This window comes from Endozoicomonas gorgoniicola (genome assembly GCF_025562715.2).
GTDB lineage: Bacteria > Pseudomonadota > Gammaproteobacteria > Pseudomonadales > Endozoicomonadaceae > Endozoicomonas_A > Endozoicomonas_A gorgoniicola.
Map to the genome: position 1 here is coordinate 4052501 of NZ_JAPFCC010000001.1, position 21462 is coordinate 4073962.

Here is a 21462-nt window from a genome sequence, read left to right on the forward strand (position 1 = left end):
AGTCTGCAAGGCCAGTCAATTTGGTTACGTAGTGGAAGATATCCCACCAGGTAGCGACCTGACATTAATAATAAACCAGGCTCGTACCCAGCCATCACGGACAAAAAGAGCAGCCTGGCAGGCAGATGCTAGCGGTTCTGGCTCCGATGAGCCATGGTATGACATCATTCATCAGTCGATGGTTACACCGCCGCCACCTTCAGAAAACTCCAACAGCGGCTCTGGCTCCGATGAACCATGGTATGAAATCATTCATCAGTCGATGGTTACACCGCCGCCACCTTCAGAAAACTCCAACAGCGGCTCTGGCTCCGATGAACCATGGTATGAAATCATTCATCAGTCGATGGTTACACCGCCGCCACCTTCAGAAAACTCCAGCAGCGGCTCTGGCTCCGATGAGCCACGGGGTAGAATGATTCATGAATCAATGGTTACAGCACCGTCACCACATTCAACATCACCAACCATTCATTATGACGATGATGATGAAGACTTTCACACAGAATACCGGGCAACTGACTCAGGAACCGGAGAGGCTGATAAATATTCAGCAAAAACAACACAGGACGGGATAACCCTACCCAAAAAAATACTGCTTATTCTTCCAAAGTCTGACAGGCCTTACTTAATGACCGGCCCGATCAAAATTAATGATTATGCTTTGAAAATCTGCAGCCCCCCTGAAGAAAATGACGGCTCGGAAAGAAGCTTTGCCGATGTCAAACCTGCCACAGTGAAAATAAAAACCAAATCTGAAACTGACGCCCCTCCTTTCTTTTCCGTAACAGGACAAGGACTGCTTTACATGTCCGGTATTACGCTGGACGCTACAGAAGTACAAATACGCTCTTCGTTAATTTACGCTGACAACTCCATGGTATTTATTGACTGGTCAGATATTATCCTGACATCGTCGAGATCATCTCAGTCAAATAAGTCGATCCTGAGCCTGAAAGGCGGTGCATCGAACATGCTACAGGTAAGGATTTCCGACTCCCGGCTGTATAATGGAATAAGCAAAGGGCGGCTTTCAATGATAGAACCCTCGACTCCCGGAAAGCTGACTACAACAGCAAAACTCTTTGTATCAAACAGCCTCGCCTATGTAACCGAAAATACCAGCGAATTTGAAGGGGGTTCTTTTACGAAAATCACAAAACGCGATTTCAAAACATACACCTCTGCCTCCCCTGATTTCTACACCTATGTTATGCAAAATTGTCCAAATCGCCCCTGGTATCTGATGTCTAAAAATGATGGCTATGGAAGTATGCTTGAGACAATAGACGACATAAGTTGTCTGAAAACCTATGGTGCCAGTTTTTATTCAGTACGCAATTCAACGCAACAGGTAAATAACACCGCCCCTGACCAGGGAGCCAGACCTCTTACACTCTTAATCACTGCGACAGCACTGATCCTTGCAAAAAACCTGTAAGCCAGCCATCAATAAACAGCCCCCGGGAAAACTGTAAGAAAAGTAATATTCGTCACCTCCCAATCAACCCCATGCTGCCCGAAACTTCGGGAATAGTGGACACTGACTTTTTTAGCCACAGGGAAAAATCCCTGCACTTTTTCGTCTTGTCAATATTGAAGATTTATTATCTTTCCGGATAATAAGCGGACGGAAACACTACATCTTGTGTCTCCACAACCAACGCACCACAACCAGATGATTCCCTTCATCATCTCAACCTGATATTCCGGAGAAGTTCTCAATGACCGAGATCATCAAACGCGATGGCTCACGCCAACCATTCGACGCAGAACGTATATTCAAAGCTGTCGTACGCGCGTTGAATGATGCTCATGTTAAAGACGACACTTTTTCCCGATTTGTAGCGTCTAAAGTAGCCAGCACCTGCGAAGGTCAGAAGCAGGTCGATATCTATGATATCCAGGATCTGGTAGAAGACCTGCTGATGAGCAGCCCCTACCATGATGCTGCCCGCAAATACATCGAGTATCGTCATACCCGTGATATTGCCCGGGAATCACGTAACGCTCTAAGCAAAGATATTCTGAGCATTATTAATCAGGATAACGATGAACTGCTGAATGAAAACGCGAACAAGGATAGTAAGATTATTCCAACCCAGCGTGACCTGCTGGCAGGCGTTGTAGCGAAGCACTATGCCAAGCAGCACATTCTGCCAAAAGACATTTCAGCGGCTCATGAACGTGGTGAAATTCATTACCACGACCTGGACTATGCGCCTTTCTTCCCAATGTTCAACTGCATGCTGATCGACATTGAAGGCATGATGACCAAGGGTTTCCGCATGGGTAATGCGGAAATTGAAACACCCCGATCCATCACAACCGCCACTGCGATCACCGCACAGATCATTGCCCAGGTATCCAGCCATATTTATGGCGGTACCAGCATCAATGAGATCGACCGGATTCATGCGCCTTACGTCACGAAAACGTTTGAAAAACACCTGAAAGAAGGTATTCGCTGGATTGGCGATGAAGCCAAAGCCCGTGAATACGCCATGGAGCGTACCGAGAAAGACTGTTTCGACGCTTACCAGGCATTGGAATACGAAGTAAACACCCTTCACACAGCTAACGGTCAGACACCGTTTGTCACCTTTGGCTTTGGTCTGGGAACCAGCTGGGAAGAGCGACTGGTGCAGAAGTCGATTCTGAAGAACCGCATCCGTGGACTGGGTCGTAACAATAAGACACCTGTCTTCCCTAAGCTGGTGTTCGCTATTCGCAAGGGCGTCAATTTCAGCAAGGACGATCCAAACTACGATATCAAACAACTGGCTCTGGAATGTGCCAGCAAGCGCATGTACCCGGATATCCTGAACTACGACAAGCTGGTTGAAGTGACTGGCAGCTTCAAGACACCAATGGGCTGTCGTTCATTCCTGAGTACCTATGAAGAAAATGGCCAGCTGGTACACGACGGTCGTAACAACCTGGGGGTTGTCTCCCTTAACCTGCCTCGTATTGCCATAGAAAGTGACAGTGAAAGCGACTTCTATAAGCGTCTTGATGAGCGTATGGAACTGGCAAAAGCCGCCCTGATGACACGCATCAAACGTCTGGATAATGTTCAGGCAAAAGTGGCGCCTATCCTTTATGTTGAAGGTGCTTGCGGTGTTCGCCTGAAGCCTGAAGATAAAATCAGCGAAATCTTCAAGCATGGCCGAGCCTCTATCTCCCTCGGTTATATTGGTATTCACGAAACCATTAACGCCTTGTATGACAACGGACATATCTACGACAGTGAAGAACTGCGCCAGAAAGCCCTGTCGTTAATTGAATACATGCGTGGTCGTGTAAATGAATGGAAAGCAGAAACCGGCTATGGATTCAGCCTTTACTCCACCCCCAGTGAAAGCCTGTGTGATCGTTTCTGCCGGCTGGACCAGAAAGAGTTCGGTGTTATTGAAGGTGTCACCGATAAAGGTTACTACACCAACTCTTTCCACCTGGATGTTGAAAAGAAGGTCACGCCTTACGACAAGGTGGACTTCGAGATGGATTACCCGATGCACGCCAGCGGTGGTTTCATCTGCTATGGAGAATTCCCGAACCTGCTGAATAACATCAAGGCTCTGGAAAACGTCTGGGACTACACCTACGACAAGGTGCCATACTATGGCACCAACACACCCATCGATACCTGCTACAGCTGTGGTTACGAAGGTGAGTTCAACGCCACCAGCCGTGGTTTCGAATGTCCACAGTGTAAAAACCGGGACTCTGAAAAAATGTCTGTAACCCGTCGTGTTTGTGGTTACCTGGGTCAGCCTAACAGTCGTCCGTTCATTAAAGGTAAGCAGGAAGAAGTGGTACGCCGCGTTAAACACCTGTAACTACAGCCCATGATGACAAGCGGCATCTGGTCAGGTGTCGCTTTCTTATTAACACAGACACAGCCCTTATGAGATACCAGCGTTACTACCCTATTGATGTCGTCAACGGAGAAGGCACACGGGCAACCCTGTTCGTCAGTGGTTGCGAACACTTTTGCAAAGGCTGCCATAACTCCACCACCTGGGACCCGGATTCCGGCATCCCGTACACCGATGAGTTTGAACAGAAAATCCTGGACGACCTTGCCGATGAGCGGGTAAAGCGAGATGGACTTTCTCTGTCTGGTGGTGATCCACTATTTCCGGGCAATCTGGATAATATTGAACGACTGGTCAGCAGGGTAAAAAGTGAGTTGCCGGACAAAGACATCTGGCTCTGGACTGGCTACACCCTTGAACATCTCAGCCCTAAGCAAAAAGCAATTATCAAACACGTCGACGTGCTGATTGACGGTAAGTTTGAAGAAGACAAGCGCAACCTGAGCCTTCCCTGGAGAGGTAGCAGCAACCAGAGGGTTATGCGACTGGTGAACGGCAAACCGGATTCTTATATTTTATAAATCATCAGTATGATCTTGAACGGGGTCACACTGATGCTCTTTGCCAAAACCAAAACTTTTTACTTCGCTGATGCGTACCAAACCATTAAATTGCAAAGCAAAACCATCCACCTGCTCATTCAATATCTGCCCGCGAAAGCTTATAAACATCGGCTGGTAAGGTTTGGATAGATGGGCTTTGTAGTAATTCTGCATTTCTCTGCCTGCCCAGTCGAAACTGACCCAGTAGGTTTTATCAGAAGAGCAGGGAGAAAAAGTGTGAACTTCGCCACCCCAGATATAATGCCCATGGAAAATTTGTTCGGTGACCGGTTCTGCCTGAATCTCTTCTGCCCCGCAAAACACCGAGAACAATAGCGCAGGCAAAACGCTGCAAAATAAAGATCCATCAATAAGCATTGGGATTCCCTACCGCCTCAGAATGATCAACCACCTACCAAGATTCAGCAGGCTCGCTAACGCTGCGGCAACATAGGTATAAGCAGCCGCTTTCAGCACTGCCCGCGCCCCCAGCAGATCATTCCCGGTCAGATACCCTTCTTCCAGAATCGGCATCGCCTTGTCAAAGCTGGCATCCATTTCAACGGGCAGGTTTTTGAACTGCACCCATACGTTCGCCAGCATGCCTGAGATACCAATTAAAACCGTTAAGATCATACTGTGAGGCACACGGGTCAGGGCAAAAATAATCGGCGACACCAGTAAAGCCATCACACTGAACCGTTCGATGGCCATGGCGGTACGAATACGTTTTTGCCGCTTCATGAAATCAGGGTTTTGTTCTTTATGCTGAATCGCATGGCCGGTTTCGTGGGTTGCAACAGCAACGGCTGCCACAGACTGACCATCGTAGTGTTGAGGTGACAGGGAAATTATTTTTTCTTCAGGGTCATAGAAGTCTGCCCCCATTGCCCCGCGAACCACTTTTACCCCGTCAAGCTGAAAGCGTTCAACCAGGTGTTCCGCCAGTTCTCCGCCCGTACCCTGCAGGTCTTTACGCCACTTGCCATAGCGTTTCAGGGTTGTCCTGATCCAGTACTGCGGGCCAAAGATCAAGACCAGTATCAACAACCCGAACAGAACGTAAATCACTCCCTGTCTCCCTTTCCCTGTTAAACAGCCGCTTCGCGAATCATGACCGCCAGAGTTTTCAAAACCACCAGCAGTAATATCAGTCGCGGTGCCCAGTGCATATCTCTTATATCTTGAATAAAGCGTTTGATTAACATCATTATGCCCCCCGCATCACTGGCAGAGTAGCACAGTTTAAACAGGAACTGGACGCTCATACTTCATAGCACCTTCCGGGGGAGCTGCTATGGTTTACACCCTCGGAAATAATTCATGAACGCAACTGGTTGGTATGATGGTTTCTCCAATGTTTAGTACGTCAGCACTTTTCATAGTGTTTTTATTGGTAGCCTCGATGCCAGCATTCGCAACACCTCCCACTAATGCAGAACTTGCCTTGCTGGGTACGGCACTCGGTGACCACAAAGGTGAGCATAATTACAAAAAGAAGCCTGATCAGAAAGGGAACGTAAATTCTTTATTCACCGATGATACTCAAAAAGCCGCAGCCATCTTTGCTTTTTTGTCAGAGTTTTATACAAAAAAATGTAAACACATCAACATGGTCGAAATGGCTCGTTTTCAGTGTTTTATAAAATTTCCAAAAAATCAGCGTTTTGGCTTGATGATGGAAGGCTCTCCTGAGATCAACCTGACCGGCTATGGGGTTGATCATGCACGACTGTTGAAGCGGTTTTATAAAGGGTTTGAGCAAGGCAGCATAAAGAATTACAAGGACATACTTCAGCTTTCTGGCACCTGTATCAAAGGGAATACCGGCTCCTGGGGTAATGGCGGCTGTATGGGGATCGCCCCGATAGTTGGTATTCTTGATAGCAACCCATACATTAGTGATCAGGATTTTGTCAGCCTTGTCACACAGGTGGTTCAGGTTAGCCATAATCATCCTCAGGCAATATCCTCCGCAATCGCTATAGCCCTGGCGGCAAGAAGTAGCATTGAATACCGAACAACCGATGCAATGGAAAGACCTGCACGCCGTGCTTTTGCACAGGCCACTATAGAACGCATTCGTGCGCACGTCAGTGACAGCAGTTTCCTGAAATGCCTGAAGGTTGTTGAAAACTATGTCGGTACCTCTTCGCATGACGATATCTCTTCGCATGGCAGAGCAATGTCAGAATTAAACCAGTATCTTCCCCCAAATGACCGAAGATATAACCCCCGGAGCAGAGTGTTACAGGGCAGCTGGGGGCCCAGTTCGGCAGCAGCCGTTTTACATTTTTTCTTCACTGAAACCGAAACTCAACTGGAGCTGCTTCAACTTGTTGAGCAGTTTACTTCTGATCAGGACACTGTTGGAGCTATGTTGATGGCCCTCAGTGCCCTGAGGGAAGGTGGGTTCAGGCACGATGAATTTAATGCTGATGAGCTACAAGGGTTGCTGAACTTTTTTCCACCATGGGTCAGGATGAACCGGAATGCCAGTGACTACCTGACAGACAATGCCCCGGGTACTGCCACTGATGCTTGTACTTGTGCTGGTGCCTGCGGTTGTGCCACTGGCTACGAAAAGTAGTTAATCCCCTTTACCTTTTGGTTGTTTAGAAAACAGGGGATCATCCTCACTGTTTTCCATTTCGTCCTTGCCCTCTGATTCATTCTGCGAGGACGTCGCACAGTTACAGGCTCCATTGCAACAGATCTCGCCGGTTTCACCTGCATCTGGAATGGCTGGAGGAGTAAATATGTCCAGGCGGTTATGAATCTGAACACGATTCTCCTCTGGATCTGTTGGCCTTATTACGTGCGTCTCTCCTTCATCCCCATTGAGGTTGCTCAGTTCAAGCAGAACCTGAAATTTATCATGCGTCGCATAGTTGCGAACCCAGTTGGAGCTGCTTCTCTTGGTTCGTATACAGGCCAGAACGAGCTGTTCATAAATTTTTTCCAAGTATTCAGTTATGTTCATACCAGGAATAATCTCAACCTGACCCACTGCCTCATGAAAAGACTGTTTCAGCTCATTCGTTTTAAGGTCGTAAATATTCACAGCAATGACACGCTCCCGAAGCCTCTGGATAGCGGTTTCGAAATAGATTGATTTGCCAGTGTCCAGAAGGGGAATCCACCAGAAACTTAATGGGTTATTACCAAACCGGTTGAAAAACGACCCAAGCAAAGTTAACACAGAGATTACAGCTCTTGTGTTAAGAGGCCGCCTCATGGCATCGACGTGCTGAAGTTGTGACGATATAGCCGGATCAGTCTGTGATGTGATTTCACGAATGATTGCATGTTGTGCCCAGAGGGCAATGAACACAGATGCCGAGGCAAAATAACTCCCAAACCGAACAGTTTCAGCATAAGCAGAGTCTCTCGGAAAGAAGAGGTTACACGACAGGGAGGTAATGCCTGTCGTAAAAAAGGTACTGCTGTCAGGCTGGCACTCAGAGAAAGCACCCAGCATATGGGAACCCCCATACAAACCCATAGTCGCAAAAATAGAAATAAGCCCGATGCAGACATCTCGTCGTTGCATCAGAGAAGGCTGGTCGCTGCGAGAATTGTACAGCGTTCTTATGCTGTGCAGTAAATAAGCAGGAAAAGCGGCACCAAAAAGGCCGTTTAATACCTGACAGAGTCGAAGGTTTTCAGGCTGGTCAGGAAGCATCATGCCAAAGATTAATCCGATGATGGTAAACAAGTCTTTCAGGGTGTTCAGCCCTCCCAGAACCATTATGTTCTGAGTTGAAAAACAGTCTGTCATCTTTAATAGTGCGCACAGGGAGATGGTATTGAGTGCTGACGCCACAATACTGGCACCGGTACTGAAGCCTGACATCAGGAATACCAGCAGCTCATCTACATCCACGTCTGAATCAAAATAGGCACCCTGATTGAAATAAACATATGAGAGAATGAGAGTTGAGAATGCCATAACGGCAGAGTGCGTGCCAAACACCCCTCTGGCGGCATCTGCGAAACGTACTCCCGGGCAATAGCTGGTCAGGCCGCAGTATGCCCCCTGACATCCCCCGGCGTTTTTTGTTTCTTTGAGCCTTTGGGGCAGACAAAATCCCTGTTGGTTTATCAGTTGCTGAAGTTCATTGATGCGGTTAAAGGCCATAATTTGACCAAACGTTTGTGTCAACAGGTCGGACACAATGGCTAGCTGGCCTTCAGTAAGGCCCGGGTGATGTCGATTTAATTCTGCAAGGTAGGCATTTAACAACGCAGTACAGTAATAGCTTTCCTCATCGTTTCTGTAGGTATAGGCAAGTGTCGTGTATGCACCCGCAATAACAGAATCCATTCCAGTTTCAAGTACAGCCAGTTCAGCCTGGCTGACTCCAAACCAGTCCCTCAGGTAGTTCCTTAAACCCAGGGCCAGCCCTCTCGGTTGATCAGCCCATAGCCGCAACAGGTCAGCTACCATGGGATCGATGGTGACTTCCTTGTCGATCTGGAAAGTAATCGCGCCATTTATGAACAGTAAATACTGCATCAATTGTGTCGGTTTTAATTTGAATGGGGCTGGAGGCATCTCATGATAATCATCAGGCGCTTTCCTACCCTGCCGCCGCCTCTTATCAGGATCATCATCGCCATCGTCACCCGACGATGGCAGTTTGCCTGATGCAGTGCTTCCGGAGGTCGCTCTGTCTGTATAGGCATCAGTGGTGCTGGACGTTGACGGTTGTGGGTTTGCCTGTCCGGGCTCCGTTTGTTCCTGGTTTGCATGCTGTCTGCCTGTTGCACGGGTTTGCCGATAAATCCCGCTTCCGTTAGATGAAATGGAGACTTCTTCTCCGTCCATGGTTATCCGGGTAGATTTGCCGGGCTCTTCTGTCATCTCTATCAAAGAAACAGGGTTCGGATTGTATGGCTGATAATGGTTATATGTTTCGGTTTTTGTGATATAGCCGGTGCTGCACGGTTCTGAGAGTTGCTCAGTGCAGTTGATAGCCTGTTTTAAATGCTGGACAAATCCGGAGCTGACCATTCTTGCGACATTAAAATGAACATTCAGAGGGTCGTAGTGAGTGTAATCTAACTGAATTTCAATGTTTCCTTTGTCCTGTATAATTTCGTCGAGCGTGTTGTGAATGTTATGGTCATTCTGAGAAGAATTATAAGAAGAGTTATGAGAAGAGTTATGAGAAGCGTTGTGGGTAATCAGAATAACCTTCTGGTTCATAGGCTGGTAAAAAACACGATAGCGTATTTTATTCCTGAATCGGTAAGTCGCTGAATAATCATCATTGCTGAATCGTGTTATTTGTACCTGATCAAACTCTTCCGGGTTCTGAGCTTCAACAACATAGCTACTTAGCTGATAAATGTTTTTGATCTGATTTTCCCGGGGTAGCGAAAACTCTTCAAAAGCAGGAAGATGCACTGAGTCGTGTAAAACTGAGCCGTGGGAGTGTGCTACGCAAAAAAGAAAAAGCACACAATTAACAAAAAAACAGCCAACCCGAAAAGAACTCATTCCCATGGGGCTCCGGAGATTATTAGGTGAATCAGAAAACAGCCCGAACCATTCTAGACATCATTTTATTGGGCTGCCGGATTCTTGCGTTCCCGGGGGATTGAAGATTGCCTTTTTATTAATCGGTCAGAAACCAAAAGCGTAAATCTCGACAATTTTTTCAGAGGTTCCTTATAGATAAGCTAACGGGTCTGTAAGATGATAGCTATTTTCATGTTTTCAACTGGCTCTCCAGCCCCTGCACAAGGTTTTTATGGTTCTCAGATCACTATCCTATTGCAAAAAATTAAGCACACTAGCCTGTCTGGCATTGTTTTCTTTTATGCTCTCAGGGTCTCCTTCTGCCCTGGCTCACCCGCATTCATGGGTTGATATGAAAACTCATGTTGAAGGCAAAGGTGGTGTTATTACTGGTTTTCAAATGGAGTGGACTTTCGATGCCATGTCATCAGCCTTTATGCTTGAGGGAGAGAAAAAGTCCCCACAGGAACTGCAAAAAGCTCTGGAAGAGCTGACTGCCTCTGTCATGGAAAACATTAAGAAAGAACACTATTTCACTCATTTCCTCGACGGCGACAGACATATCGATTTCGGTATAGCCACTGATGCAAAGTTCAGTCGTAACCGCGCTCGACTGGTTCTCACTTTTAACCTGCCACTGTTAAAGCCAGAGCCCTTGAAACAAGACTCTCTGAAGTTACAAATTTTCGAGCCAACTCACTATACCGATATGAGCTGGCTTGCCAGAAGTAGCGTCAGCTTATCGGACGAATTGGCAAAACAGTGTGAACTTAAACTGATTCCCCCCAGTCCGACACCACAACAGATGAGTTATGCTCTTGCCCTGCCAGAAGATGCTGATCCGGATAACACCCTTGGACAACTATTTACCCAGAGCATTCGTTTTCATTGTTCAGTAAAGCCGGGCAAGGAAGTCGGGCAATGACACAGCTCACTTATAAAAACAACGTCGTACGAAAAACACGTCACTGGGTTGTTTTAACCAGTTTTATCGTTGTAATGACCATGATCGGTTACCAGCTCTGGCTGGCGTGGCCCTCATTAGTACTGAAAAGTATTCAGTGGCAACGCATTGTCAATAACCAGCTGGCTGACCTGCTCTATGATGCCAGAGACAATCCGCTGGTTTCGGGCGGTTATCTGGCAGGATTCAGTTTTCTGTATGGCATTCTCCATGCATTGGGTCCCGGACACGGTAAAGTGATTGTAACCACCTACCTGGCGACACAACCAACCAAGGCGAAAGCAAGCCTGATACTCACTTTTGTTTCAGCCTTCTGCCAGGCTATGGTGGCTGTCGCATTGGTCAGTATTCTGTTGTGGGGTTTAAGTGCCAACACTCAGGAGATCAACCAACACGCCCTGAGTTTTATGACGCTAAGCAGCATGATGGTCATTGTTCTTGGTGTCATGATCTGCTGGCGGGTGTTCAGACCATTTATTATCCGGAAAAAAACTGCGGCAACCATCATAAAGAACACGATCACTCATGCGGCTGTGGTCACCAGCACGTAGCGTCTCCGGAAGCCATTAATCAGGCTTCATCATTGCGTGAATACATCAGTGTGATTATGAGTATCGGGTTACGTCCCTGCACTGGAGCGATCTTGGTGCTGTTTTTTGCCAACATGGTAGGGCTTTACTGGATGGGTGTCGTCAGTGCCATGCTGATGTCGATGGGAACTGCAATCACAACCTCTGCACTGGCGCTGTTGACGCTCTCGGGCAAGAAGGTGGTTCATCGCTATCTGTCAACCAAACATTCACACCAGCAAAGACGCTGGCAATGGGCGGGGTACAGTTTGCAACTGCTGGGTGGCACTCTCCTGATTCTGCTGGGCTTGTTGCTGGTCAGCTCTCAAAGCACAGGGCTATCACCCATGCTGACTATGTGATCCTGTCTTCTGAATCCATAAAACCATTAAAAAAAGCGGTACCAGACAAGTACCGCTTTTAGTTGTCGCTTTATGTCACGATATAAATTTATCGAAACTAGCGGAAAACCCCGTACTTTTAGTGCGGGGATGGATAGCGAGCAGTCTGGAAGACTGCTTATAGAAGATACTTGAAGATTTTACATTTATTGATATAAACTTGTAAGTATGAATAAACGAGCTTTCAAATACAGATTTTACCCAACGCCTGAGCAGGAAACCTTGCTTGCTCAGACGTTTGGCTGTATTCGGTTCGTTTACAACCATATCCTTCGCTGGCGTACTGATGAGTACTACAACAATGGTTGTAGTATTAATTACAATGCCGCCTCGAAGCAGCTTACAGAGCTGAAAAAGAACCCTGAGTACCAGTGGTTGAAAGATGTTTCTTCTGTACCTGTTCAGCAAGCACTACGACACCAGCAAACCGCCTTCAAAAACTTCTGGGAAGGTCGGGCGAAATACCCCACTTTCAAAAAGAGACACGCAAAGCAGAGTGCTACTTTTGCCGCTTCTGCTTTCAAGTACAAAGAAGGTCAGCTATTCATAGCTAAAAGCAAAGAGCCTTTGAATATCCGCTGGAGCAGAGAGCTATCGTCAGAGCCTTCCAGCATAACCATCAGCAAAGACAGAGCTGGACGCTACTTTGTATCCATGCTGTGCGAGTTTGAAGCTAAACCAATGCCTATTTCTAACAAGACAGTGGGCATTGATTTAGGCTTAAATGATCTGTTCGTCACTTCAGACGGCCAAAAATCCGGTAATCCAAGACACACCAAGCGTTACGAGCAAAAGCTCGCCTACCTTCAGCGTAAGCTGGTGAAAAAGCAGAAAAGCAGTAACAACCGAGCTAAAGCAAAGCTCAAGGTTGCCCGCCTTCATGCGAAAATAGCTGATTGCCGGATGGATGCTACTCATAAAGCATCCCGCAAACTAATTAACGAGAACCAAGTTGTTTGTGTAGAGTCCCTGAATGTGAAAGGCATGATCAAAAATCCAAAACTGGCAAAGCATATAGCTGATGCAAACTGGGGTGAATTTGTACGGCAGTTGCAGTACAAAGCCGAGTGGGCAGAAAGGATTGTTGTTCAGATAGACCGATTCTTTCCCAGCTCCAGGCGTTGCTCCAGTTGCGGATTCATCCATGAAAGTTTGCCGTTGTCTATCCGTGAATGGAAATGCCCGAAGTGCAATACCCTTCACGACAGGGATATTAATGCGGCAATCAATATCAAAACCGCCGGGCTGGCGGGGTTGGCCTGTGGAGCGACTGGAACGGGGGTTGCAGCCTAGCTGCAATCTAGAGAAGGCGTGTCGAAGCAGGAAGCCTGTTTGGTGACGAACAGGAATCCCCGTCCTTCAGGGCGGGGAGGATGTCAAAGCTGCTGATATACTAAAACCTTTCATGCCTTGAAAATAAAGCTGCTGAATTCAAGTCATAAGTGCATAACCCATGACTTTTCTTGTTTGATAAACCTCTTAAGCATTAAGCGCTCGTCTTCACTGAGCCGAACATGATACTTGATAGCCATGATAACTCCGTCTTTTTACTGACCCGGAGTTAATAGGATAAGCGTTATTCAGCTATCATGTGGCAGCAAACAAGCTACTACCGCCCAATAAGGGAGTCCAGTAAGCACATGGTAGGCAGAGAATTGGGCAGGCAGGCTCCAACGCCATAACTCAAATACAAATTGCCCGAATATTGCACACTCGGTCATCAAAAAATTTGAGAGTCGAGTGAAAGAGACCTCAACCAGAAATAAACCTGTACCAAGAAATAAATCTGGAAAATACAGTGAACTTAACCGTTGATTACGGGTAACTGCTCAAAATTGACTGGCAAATCAACCTCTACAGGTCAAAGAAAGTTATCCTGATCTTTCGTATATTTCACCGTATGCACCTGCCTGACTCACTATTCTCCAGTACAGACAATGAACAGTTGCGTTCATTCGTCAAAAACCTTCTCGACACGGTCGAGAAGCAATCTGTGCAAATTGAAAGGCAGCGCGTTCAGATCGAACAGCTGGTCGAAGAGAACGAACAGCTTCGAGCAGAAATTCGCCACCTGAAGAAGCACAAGGGCAAGCCTAAAATCAGGCCTAATGTCTCGGACAAGGGCGATGATCAGGAAGACAGCTCTTCTGCGGAAGACACTGATCAGGCTGCCGGGAAAAGTGACACTGATCGTCCGCCGAAAAGTAAACGACCACGATCACAAGAAGCCGGTGAAACCGCTGCACCACCAATGACTGTTGACCGAGAGGAAATCTGTTCAATCGCTGCTCCCGGTGAGAACTGGCGCTTCAAGTGCTATATCGACTTTTTCCATACTGAGCTGGACTTGCGTTTTGTCACTACTCGCTACAGGCGTGAGTATTACACAACTCCGGAAGGCGGGGTGTCAGCCCCGCTACCTGATCATGTGAAAGACCGTTTTGGCGACAACCTGAAAGCCCATCTGCTGGATTTTTATCATTCATGCAGTACGACACAGCCACTACTGCTATCTTGGCTGCACGACCATGGATGCTCAATATCAGAAGGTTCCCTGAGCAACATCCTGACGAAAGGCCATGATATTTTCCACCAGGAAAAAGAAGAATTGCTGGAAGCAGGGCTGACTTGCTCTGATTATCTCCAGGCCGACGACACAGGTGCTCGCCACCAAGGAAAAAACGGCTACTGCCTGTTTATCGGCAACCCTTATTTTTCCTACTTCCATAGCAGCGACAGTAAGAGCAGGATTAATTTCCTGGGCTGTCTGCAAGGGCAGCAGCGGCTTTATCTTCTCAACGACGTTGCCATTGACTACATGGAGAATCAGGTTGATGTGTCGAAGAAGTGGATCACTGCGCTATCCGAATGCGGCGAGAAGCGTTTCTCAACAGAAGAAGAGTGGGAGAGCTTCCTTAACAGCATTGGTTGTGCTGCCCCGCAACAAAGGCGCTGGGCGACAGAGGGTGTTTTAAAGGCCGCATTGATGCTCAATCATCGCCTTGAGAACCTGATTATCCATAGCGATGGAGCCCGGCAGTTTGATACAGCCTTTCAGCATTCGCTGTGTTGGTACCATGCGGGAAGAAACATGGACAAGCTGATACCGGCCAATGACCTGGAACGAGCCGCCCGTGACACCGTGCAGGATCAGTACTGGTGCCTCTACGACGACATTGAGGCCTACCAGAAAAAACCAACGGACAAGGAGAAACAGAAGCTCTACCAGGAGTTTGATCGTTGGGTAACACAGCGGGTTGACTACCCTGCCTTGCAGGCTGAGTTGGGCAAACTGATGGTTGTCAGGGAAGAGCTGTTATTGGTTCTTGAGTATCCGTGGCTGCCACTGCACAACAACCTGAGCGAGAGGCAGATCAGAGAGTATGTGAAACGGCGAAAGGTTAGCGGTGGTACCCGGAGTAAACTTGGGAGGAAATGCCGCGACACCTTTGCCAGTTTGAAAAAGACCTGTAAACAACACGGGGTGTCCTTTGCCAACTATCTCAGGGACAGGCTGACTGGAACCAATCTGATTCCGCAGCTGGGGCATCTCATCCTGAAGGCATCAGGCTATCAGGAAACGGTTCTTGCCAATGGAATATGAGCAGTTACGATTACGGGTCATAAGTATTATTAAAAACGGATCATTTCAAACTGGTTTATAAAGATCAAATAAAAAAATATGAAATTATTTCGAAAAAAAATTATCAGAAGCGCCCTGTTAACTTACTGTTGCTATGTCTCTGGTTCTGGGGCAGCCAGTCATTGCTACACACTGCACGATATAAATACCCCGTCAAATCCAGAGTCTTATGCAAGTGGTTTATTCTATTTTTTTACCACGCCCGGCAGAGCCGTGAAGAAGTTCTTCAGCAACTCCGGAAGCGACAGTACAATGAACAACAACCTGCAGGCCGGCTTATCTTTCAACCTGAAGGACTGGATACTACACCCTTACGACCTGAACAATATCTGTATAACTCAGAGCAACCCTATTAACAGTGGTCAGCATGGACGGATATTTCCGGGCAAGGTTCTGAACAGTAGCTCAACAACAAATGCACTTGTATTCAAAACCATCCATCCACTTGGATCCAATCAAGAAAAAATCAGATACAAACATTCTGAAGTTGACTATATGGCTTTAGAAAGGGAGGTTCGTATACAGAAAAAAATTGGTTCGCATCCAAACATACTGGTTTTCCATGATGCTTATTACTTCTGGCCACCCAATAAAAAAAACGACAGGATGATTTTAGCCTTTAGTATGGACAGGCTCAATAAATCACTTGCAGAAAGAATTAATGAAGTAATGAATGATCAATTCTCAACTTTATATAAACTGAAAGTTTATTTAGGATACCCAGCCAGAAAACAGATAACCGCAAAACAAACTGCAAAATATATAGCACAGGTTTTATCAGGCATTGGGCATTTAATCAGTATTGGACTACTAAACGTGGACTTAAACTTTACAAATATCATGCTGGATGACAATGACAACATAAAGTTGATTGACTTTAGCCGGGTCAATGAGTACGACCTGAAAAACCATGAAGATGAATATTTACATGAAGACGTTAAAGACAATATTGGAAATATTCTGTCAAACAGCTTTGCCTTTCTTATGGATTACGCTACGTTAACTCCTAGGAGCCTGACCGAGAATAGGATTTATCTGATATAATAGCGTTCAAAACGCAGCCCTGATGAAGCCTGATGTCGCCACCACCAAAATTCAAGGATAGCCCTGTTGAGTTCGACCAGCACCTGCTGTTTCCAACCAACATCTTTGATCTTCTTCCCAAAGATCATGACTGCTACATCTATGAGACCATCTTCCAGAACATTGATACCTCGGAAGTTGAAAAGCAGTACCATCACCTTGGACAGCATGCCTACCCACCCAAGCTGATCGTAGGTATCCTGATCTACGCCTACAGTCATGGTGTATTCAGCTCCCGTGAAATAGAAAAACGGTGTCGGCAGGACTTGGCATTCATGTACATCTCTCAGATGAATTGCCCAAACTTTCGGGTCCTGGGGGACTTCCGCAAAAACAACCTGTCGTTTTTTCATGACTGTTTCAAACAGTCCGTCAAGCTGGCGATGGAGCTGAAACTGGCATCGCTTGGGCATATCAGCCTGGATGGTTCGAAATTCAAAGCCAACAGTTCAAAGCATAAGGCCATGAGCTACGGCCGGCTTAAAGCCAAAGAGGCAGAACTCAGCGCTGAGGTTGATGAACTGATCAAAAAAGCCAGCCAGTGCGATCAGGAAGAAGACGACGCCTACAAAGAAACCAATGGCTACAGTATTCCTGAAGACCTCCTGTTTAAAGAAGAACGGCTGAAGAAAATTAAGGCTGCTAAAAAAGCACTGGAAGAGCGTGAGAAAGCCCTCAATCCGGACGAGCCAATAGACGACAAGAAACAGATTAGCTTTGCAGACCATGATGCCCGGATGATGAGCAAGAAGGGGTACTGCGAATACAGCTACAATGCTCAAATTAATGTAGATGCGGATCACCAGATCATTGTCGGCCAACACATCAGTCAACGCGCCAACGACGTACAGGAAGTAGAGCCTGCTCTTCAGGCTTTGTCAGAATCTACCGATGGCGCGGCTGTGGATAAATGGAGTATGGACAACGGCTATTTTTCAGGGCCAAATCTGCACACCTTGGATAAACATGGAATAGACGGTTATATCGCTACTGACAAGGAAGAAAAACCGGCTGTTACGGACCTTGAAAATACTGATCGAAAATTTGTCAAAGCGGATTTTACATACAATATTGAAGCTGACGTCTTCATCTGTCCGGCTGGGGAAAAATTGGTTACCAATCCAGCCAGTAAAGCTAAGAGGAAAGGCTACCGGGCAAACAAGGAAGTATGCCGAGAGTGCGCTTACCGCTCCAGATGCAGTGGCTCCAAGAAAAGTGCAGGCAAGGTAATTCGCACAGACAAGTTTGAAACTGCACGACAAGCCATGAATAAAAAAATGGAAACAAGCGAAGCGAAAGCGGTATACGAACGTCGCAAAGTAATAGCGGAACCGCCGTTTGGTCAGATAAAAAACTCTGGATTCAGGAGTTTCAGTCTGCGCGGGAAAGAGAAAGTGGAAGCAGAGTTTTCACTGGTATGCACAGTGCATAATTTCAAAAAAATTGTGAAGAAAGCTTTAACGGGTTCACTCCGTCTTGAGGATTTAAAAAAGGTTGAAAAAGCGGCATAAAGGTAAAGAAAAGCTGTAAATTGGCAAAAATGAGCAAATCAACCTCAAAAAGTGGTTGTTTTTTGCTCATTTTGAATTTTGCGAAACCTTTAGGAGGACTGCCTAAGCTATTCTCGGTCAGGCTCCTAGTGAAAGAGATTTTTTTAATAATATATTATATCAGGTAATTAATCTCAGTGAAAATTCAGTATCAATTGCGCAAATAAACTACATTTTCAGGTCTGCCATTGAATCCCTAGAAGGTTTTCAGCAATAAAATAGAAAAAATAATCCAATCTCGAGTTAGCATTAGAGAAAATAAACAGACAGTTTGGTCACGTTTCAAACAGGTTGATACCACATCCGTGAGATGAACTCTCCGATCACCTTATCGTGCAGTTCCTCTGAGCGAGAAAAGCAGATAGTTCTACGGGTTAATCGTTTAAGACGTGTACGTAGTGTCAGATTTTTTCTCTCGATGCTTTGTGTCAGTTTCTTGCTGATAATATGGCTCTGTGCCGGTAGCTCTGAGCCATAGGGTTTCCAATCATCGGTGCAGTAGAACCTGAACTTATAGGGTTTGACCAACTTTATCAGCTTCTTCAAGGTTTTCTTCGTTCTGCGTCCAAAGACATGAGCGATCACCCTCTGGTAGCGAGGCTCCCATGCGTAGAACAGCCAGCGCTGATTTTTCTTATTGCCAACATAGGACCATTGTTCATCCATCTGGCAGATTAGCACCAGCTCTTCATTGTCGAAAGGGAGTGACGTTACATAGTCATGCTCACTATGCGCTCGTGGGTGCCTGGTTTGTTAGCGTTGTAGAGAAACTCAAGCTGGAAGCTGTGTTTGCAATTTCGACATAGGTAACGCTGCATACCTGAGGGTTCTTTGCCATTTTTCACAACTCCATCTGTGGTATCACAGTGAACACATACAACTTTAATGATTGCCATAGGGAAAAATAGATAGAGTATCAGCAAAGCTCTTCCGAAAAATATACGAGATCAACGCATCTGATTCATGACCTATGGTTGTAGCGACAGCTATGCAGCCAGATCAGCCGCAACCGGCGTTCGAATCAGATAGTCAAAAGCCCCGAGTGAAGCTGTTGCACCGCTGCCCATAGCAATAATAATCTGCTTGTACGGTGAATCGGTCACATCCCCTGCTGCAAACACACCGGGAACAGACGTTTCACCCTGAGCAGACGTAATGATTTCACCTCTTGGCGTCAGCTCAACATCACCCTTCAGGAACTCGGTGTTAGGCACCAGACCAATCTGAACAAAGATACCTGCCAACTCGATGCTTTTCTTTTCATCTGTTCTGCGATCCGTGTAATTCAGGCCGGTTACCCGCTCGCCATCACCCACGACCTCAGTCGTTAACGCTTCGGTAATGATATCAATGTTACCCATGGATTGAGCTTTGCGCTGCAACACTTCATCGGCACGCAACTTGTTATCAAATTCCAGAACCGTTACGTGTTCAACGATACCAGCCAGATCAATCGCGGCCTCTATACCCGAGTTACCACCACCAATCACCGCCACCTTTTTACCTTTAAACAGAGGGCCATCGCAGTGAGGGCAATAAGCAACACCTGCACCACGGTACTCTTTCTCCCCCGGAACGTTCATCTCTCTCCAGCGCGCTCCGGTGGCAAGAACCAGTGAGCGGCTTTTCAGTTTTGCACCGCTTTCCAGCTCCACTTCGATCAGGTCACCAACCTGTTCTGCCGCAATGACTTTGCTGGCTTGCTGGTTGGTAATAATGTCGACGTCGTAGTCACGAACGTGTTCTTCCAAACTGCTCACCAGTTTGGGGCCTTCTGTCGCCTTGACCGAGATAAAGTTTTCAATACCGACGGTATCCAACACCTGTCCGCCAAAGCGGTCAGCCACTACGCCGGTACGAATCCCTTTACGGGCAGCGTAAATAGCCGCCGAAGCACCGGCTGGCCCACCGCCAACCACCAGTAGCTCGTAGGGGGCTTTTTCGTTAATAGCTTCAGCCTGTCGTTCACCGGCACCGGTGTCGATTCTGTTAAGAATTTCTTCAAGAGAAATTCGTCCCTGGGCGAACGACTCGCCATTCAGGAAGACCGATGGCACCGCCATCACCTTACGACGGTCGACTTCTTCCTGATACAAGGCCCCGTCAATCATGACATGAGTAATATTTGGGTTAATGGCTGCCATTTTATTCAATGCCTGAACCACATCCGGGCAGTTCTGGCAGCTGAGGGAAACATAGGTCTCAAACTGGTACCGACCGGGCAGAGCTTTAATCTGTGCAATAACGTCGTCAGACAGTTTTGTGTCGTGTCCACCGCTGTGCAGTAAGGCCAGCACCAGCGATGTGAATTCATGCCCCATGGGCAGACCGGCAAATTCTATTTGAGTGCCTGCATCCGCAGAGCGTATGGCCATGGAAGGCTTACGATGGTTGTCGCCTTCAACGCGCGTGACCAGGCTGGACTGTTCAACAATGTCATCGATCAATCCGGACATTTCTCTGGATTTTGCATCACCAGCCAGAGACGCAACCAGCTCAATGGGTCTCTTGAGGTTCTGCAGGTAGGTGTTTAATTGAGCTTTAATCTTTGCGTCTAACATGATGATTCCAATCCTTTTACTAAAACATCAGGGGGCAAGTCGCTTCCCCCCGGCTTTGCCCCCTGATGGTTGACGAACTTCCTGCCTCAGATCTTGCCAACCAGATCCAGAGACGGTGCCAGAGTCTCTTCACCTGGCTGCCATGCCGCCGGGCATACTTCACCGTCGTGAGTTGCTACGTACTGGGCAGCCTGTACCCGACGCAGCAGGTCTTTGGCAGAGCGGCCAATGCCCAGGTCATTGGTTTCAATCGCCTTGATTTCACCTTCCGGATTGATGATGAAAGTACCGCGCAGTGCCAGACCGTCTTCTTCAATCATCACACCGAAATTGCGGGTGATGGTTCCGGTTGGGTCGCCCACCATTGGGAACCTGATCTTGTTGATGGTTTCAGAGCTGTCGTGCCACGCTTTGTGAGTGAAGTGCGTATCAGTAGACACGGAGTACACTTCCACCCCCAGCTCCTGCAATTTGGCGTAGTGGTCAGCTACATCACCCAGCTCGGTCGGACAAACAAAGGTGAAATCCGCAGGGTAGAAGAACACCACCGACCACTTGCCGAGCAGGCTTTCTTCAGTCACGTCGACAAATTCGCCATTGTGAAAAGCAGTGGCTTTAAAGGGCTTGATTTTGGTGTTAATAAGAGATTGAGTCATGGTTCCGTACCTTCATTTTCTCAGTGTTTATCCTTCGGGACGACGGCTTGTTGCTGCGTCCCGTTGATGGGTTTAATACTAAGAA

15 protein-coding genes and 2 pseudogenes (1 of these 17 running past the window's edge) are annotated in these 21462 nt (G+C 47.0%); 10 read left to right on the forward strand and 7 right to left on the reverse strand.

The genetic code is table 11. The features are described from left to right. The 3 genes from NX722_RS18420 to nrdG form a co-directional block, all read left to right on the forward strand. Positions 1–1441, forward strand: partial view of a hypothetical protein gene (locus tag NX722_RS18420; protein ID WP_262564310.1) — the 3' portion only. Its footprint begins 107 nt before the window's first position; 1441 of the gene's 1548 nt are visible here — the last part of the coding sequence; the start codon falls outside the window, past its left edge; it ends in the stop codon at positions 1439–1441. A 283-nt stretch (positions 1442–1724) separates the two neighbouring features. Beyond that, a complete protein-coding gene (gene nrdD / locus NX722_RS18425) occupies positions 1725–3842 on the forward strand; it encodes an anaerobic ribonucleoside-triphosphate reductase (protein WP_262564311.1) in 2118 nt (705 codons plus the stop codon). A gap of 68 nt (positions 3843–3910) precedes the next feature. After that, positions 3911–4402 (forward strand): anaerobic ribonucleoside-triphosphate reductase-activating protein, encoded by a 492-nt coding sequence (gene nrdG, locus NX722_RS18430; protein ID WP_262564312.1) that lies wholly within the window; start codon positions 3911–3913, stop codon positions 4400–4402. Here nrdG and NX722_RS18435 read toward each other — a convergent pair. The 3 genes from NX722_RS18435 to NX722_RS18445 are packed head-to-tail and all read right to left on the reverse strand — an operon-like array spanning position 4397 to position 5691. Next, a complete protein-coding gene (locus NX722_RS18435) occupies positions 4397–4801 on the reverse strand; it encodes a hypothetical protein (RefSeq protein ID WP_262564313.1) in 405 nt (134 codons plus the stop codon). The genes nrdG and NX722_RS18435 overlap by 6 nt on opposite strands. Positions 4802–4810: 9 nt before the next feature. Continuing rightward, entirely contained in the window at positions 4811–5494 is a 684-nt protein-coding gene (locus NX722_RS18440; RefSeq protein WP_262564314.1) for a zinc metallopeptidase, read from the reverse strand. A 20-nt stretch (positions 5495–5514) separates the two neighbouring features. After that, positions 5515–5691: a hypothetical protein gene (locus NX722_RS18445; protein WP_262564315.1), complete on the reverse strand. Its 177-nt coding sequence runs from the start codon at positions 5689–5691 to the stop codon at positions 5515–5517. Between the two features lie 137 nt (positions 5692–5828). Between NX722_RS18445 and NX722_RS18450 the strand changes: the two genes are divergently transcribed. After that, complete coding sequence (locus tag NX722_RS18450) at positions 5829–7013, forward strand: ADP-ribosylglycohydrolase family protein (protein ID WP_262564316.1); 1185 nt, start codon at positions 5829–5831, stop codon at positions 7011–7013. Here NX722_RS18450 and NX722_RS18455 read toward each other — a convergent pair whose 3' ends face one another. Continuing rightward, complete coding sequence (locus tag NX722_RS18455; RefSeq protein ID WP_262564317.1) at positions 7014–9836, reverse strand: hypothetical protein; 2823 nt, start codon at positions 9834–9836, stop codon at positions 7014–7016. Positions 9837–10251: 415 nt separating this feature from the next. Between NX722_RS18455 and NX722_RS18460 the strand changes: the two genes are divergently transcribed. The 6 genes and pseudogenes from NX722_RS18460 to NX722_RS18485 all read left to right on the forward strand — a co-directional run bounded on the left by NX722_RS18460 (position 10252) and on the right by NX722_RS18485 (position 18121). Further along, positions 10252–10875, forward strand: coding sequence for a DUF1007 family protein (locus tag NX722_RS18460; protein WP_262564318.1), 624 nt, complete (start codon positions 10252–10254; stop codon positions 10873–10875). A gap of 80 nt (positions 10876–10955) precedes the next feature. Further along, positions 10956–11845: pseudogene (locus NX722_RS18465) on the forward strand (nickel/cobalt transporter). 207 nt (positions 11846–12052) lie between these two features. After that, positions 12053–13177: an RNA-guided endonuclease InsQ/TnpB family protein gene (locus NX722_RS18470; protein WP_262564319.1), complete on the forward strand. Its 1125-nt coding sequence runs from the start codon at positions 12053–12055 to the stop codon at positions 13175–13177. Between the two features lie 607 nt (positions 13178–13784). After that, on the forward strand, positions 13785–15488 hold the full coding sequence (locus NX722_RS18475; protein ID WP_262563696.1) for an IS66 family transposase: 1704 nt from the start codon (positions 13785–13787) through the stop codon (positions 15486–15488). A 252-nt stretch (positions 15489–15740) separates the two neighbouring features. Then, entirely contained in the window at positions 15741–16571 is an 831-nt protein-coding gene (locus NX722_RS18480) for a protein kinase domain-containing protein (protein WP_262564320.1), read from the forward strand. Positions 16572–16603: 32 nt separating this feature from the next. Next, positions 16604–18121 (forward strand): IS1182 family transposase, encoded by a 1518-nt coding sequence (locus NX722_RS18485; RefSeq protein ID WP_262563985.1) that lies wholly within the window; start codon positions 16604–16606, stop codon positions 18119–18121. A 321-nt stretch (positions 18122–18442) separates the two neighbouring features. On the opposite strand, the pseudogene NX722_RS18490 reads toward NX722_RS18485, so the two are convergent. From NX722_RS18490 to ahpC, 3 genes and pseudogenes are all read right to left on the reverse strand, one after another. Beyond that, a pseudogene (locus tag NX722_RS18490) lies at positions 18443–19056 on the reverse strand (IS1 family transposase). A 90-nt stretch (positions 19057–19146) separates the two neighbouring features. Then, complete coding sequence (ahpF, locus tag NX722_RS18495) at positions 19147–20721, reverse strand: alkyl hydroperoxide reductase subunit F (protein WP_262564321.1); 1575 nt, start codon at positions 20719–20721, stop codon at positions 19147–19149. Positions 20722–20807: 86 nt separating this feature from the next. Then, the gene (gene ahpC, locus NX722_RS18500) at positions 20808–21377 is read right to left on the reverse strand and encodes an alkyl hydroperoxide reductase subunit C (RefSeq protein WP_262564322.1); all 570 of its coding nucleotides are present in this window, start codon (positions 21375–21377) and stop codon (positions 20808–20810) included. Positions 21378–21462 lie beyond the last annotated feature (85 nt).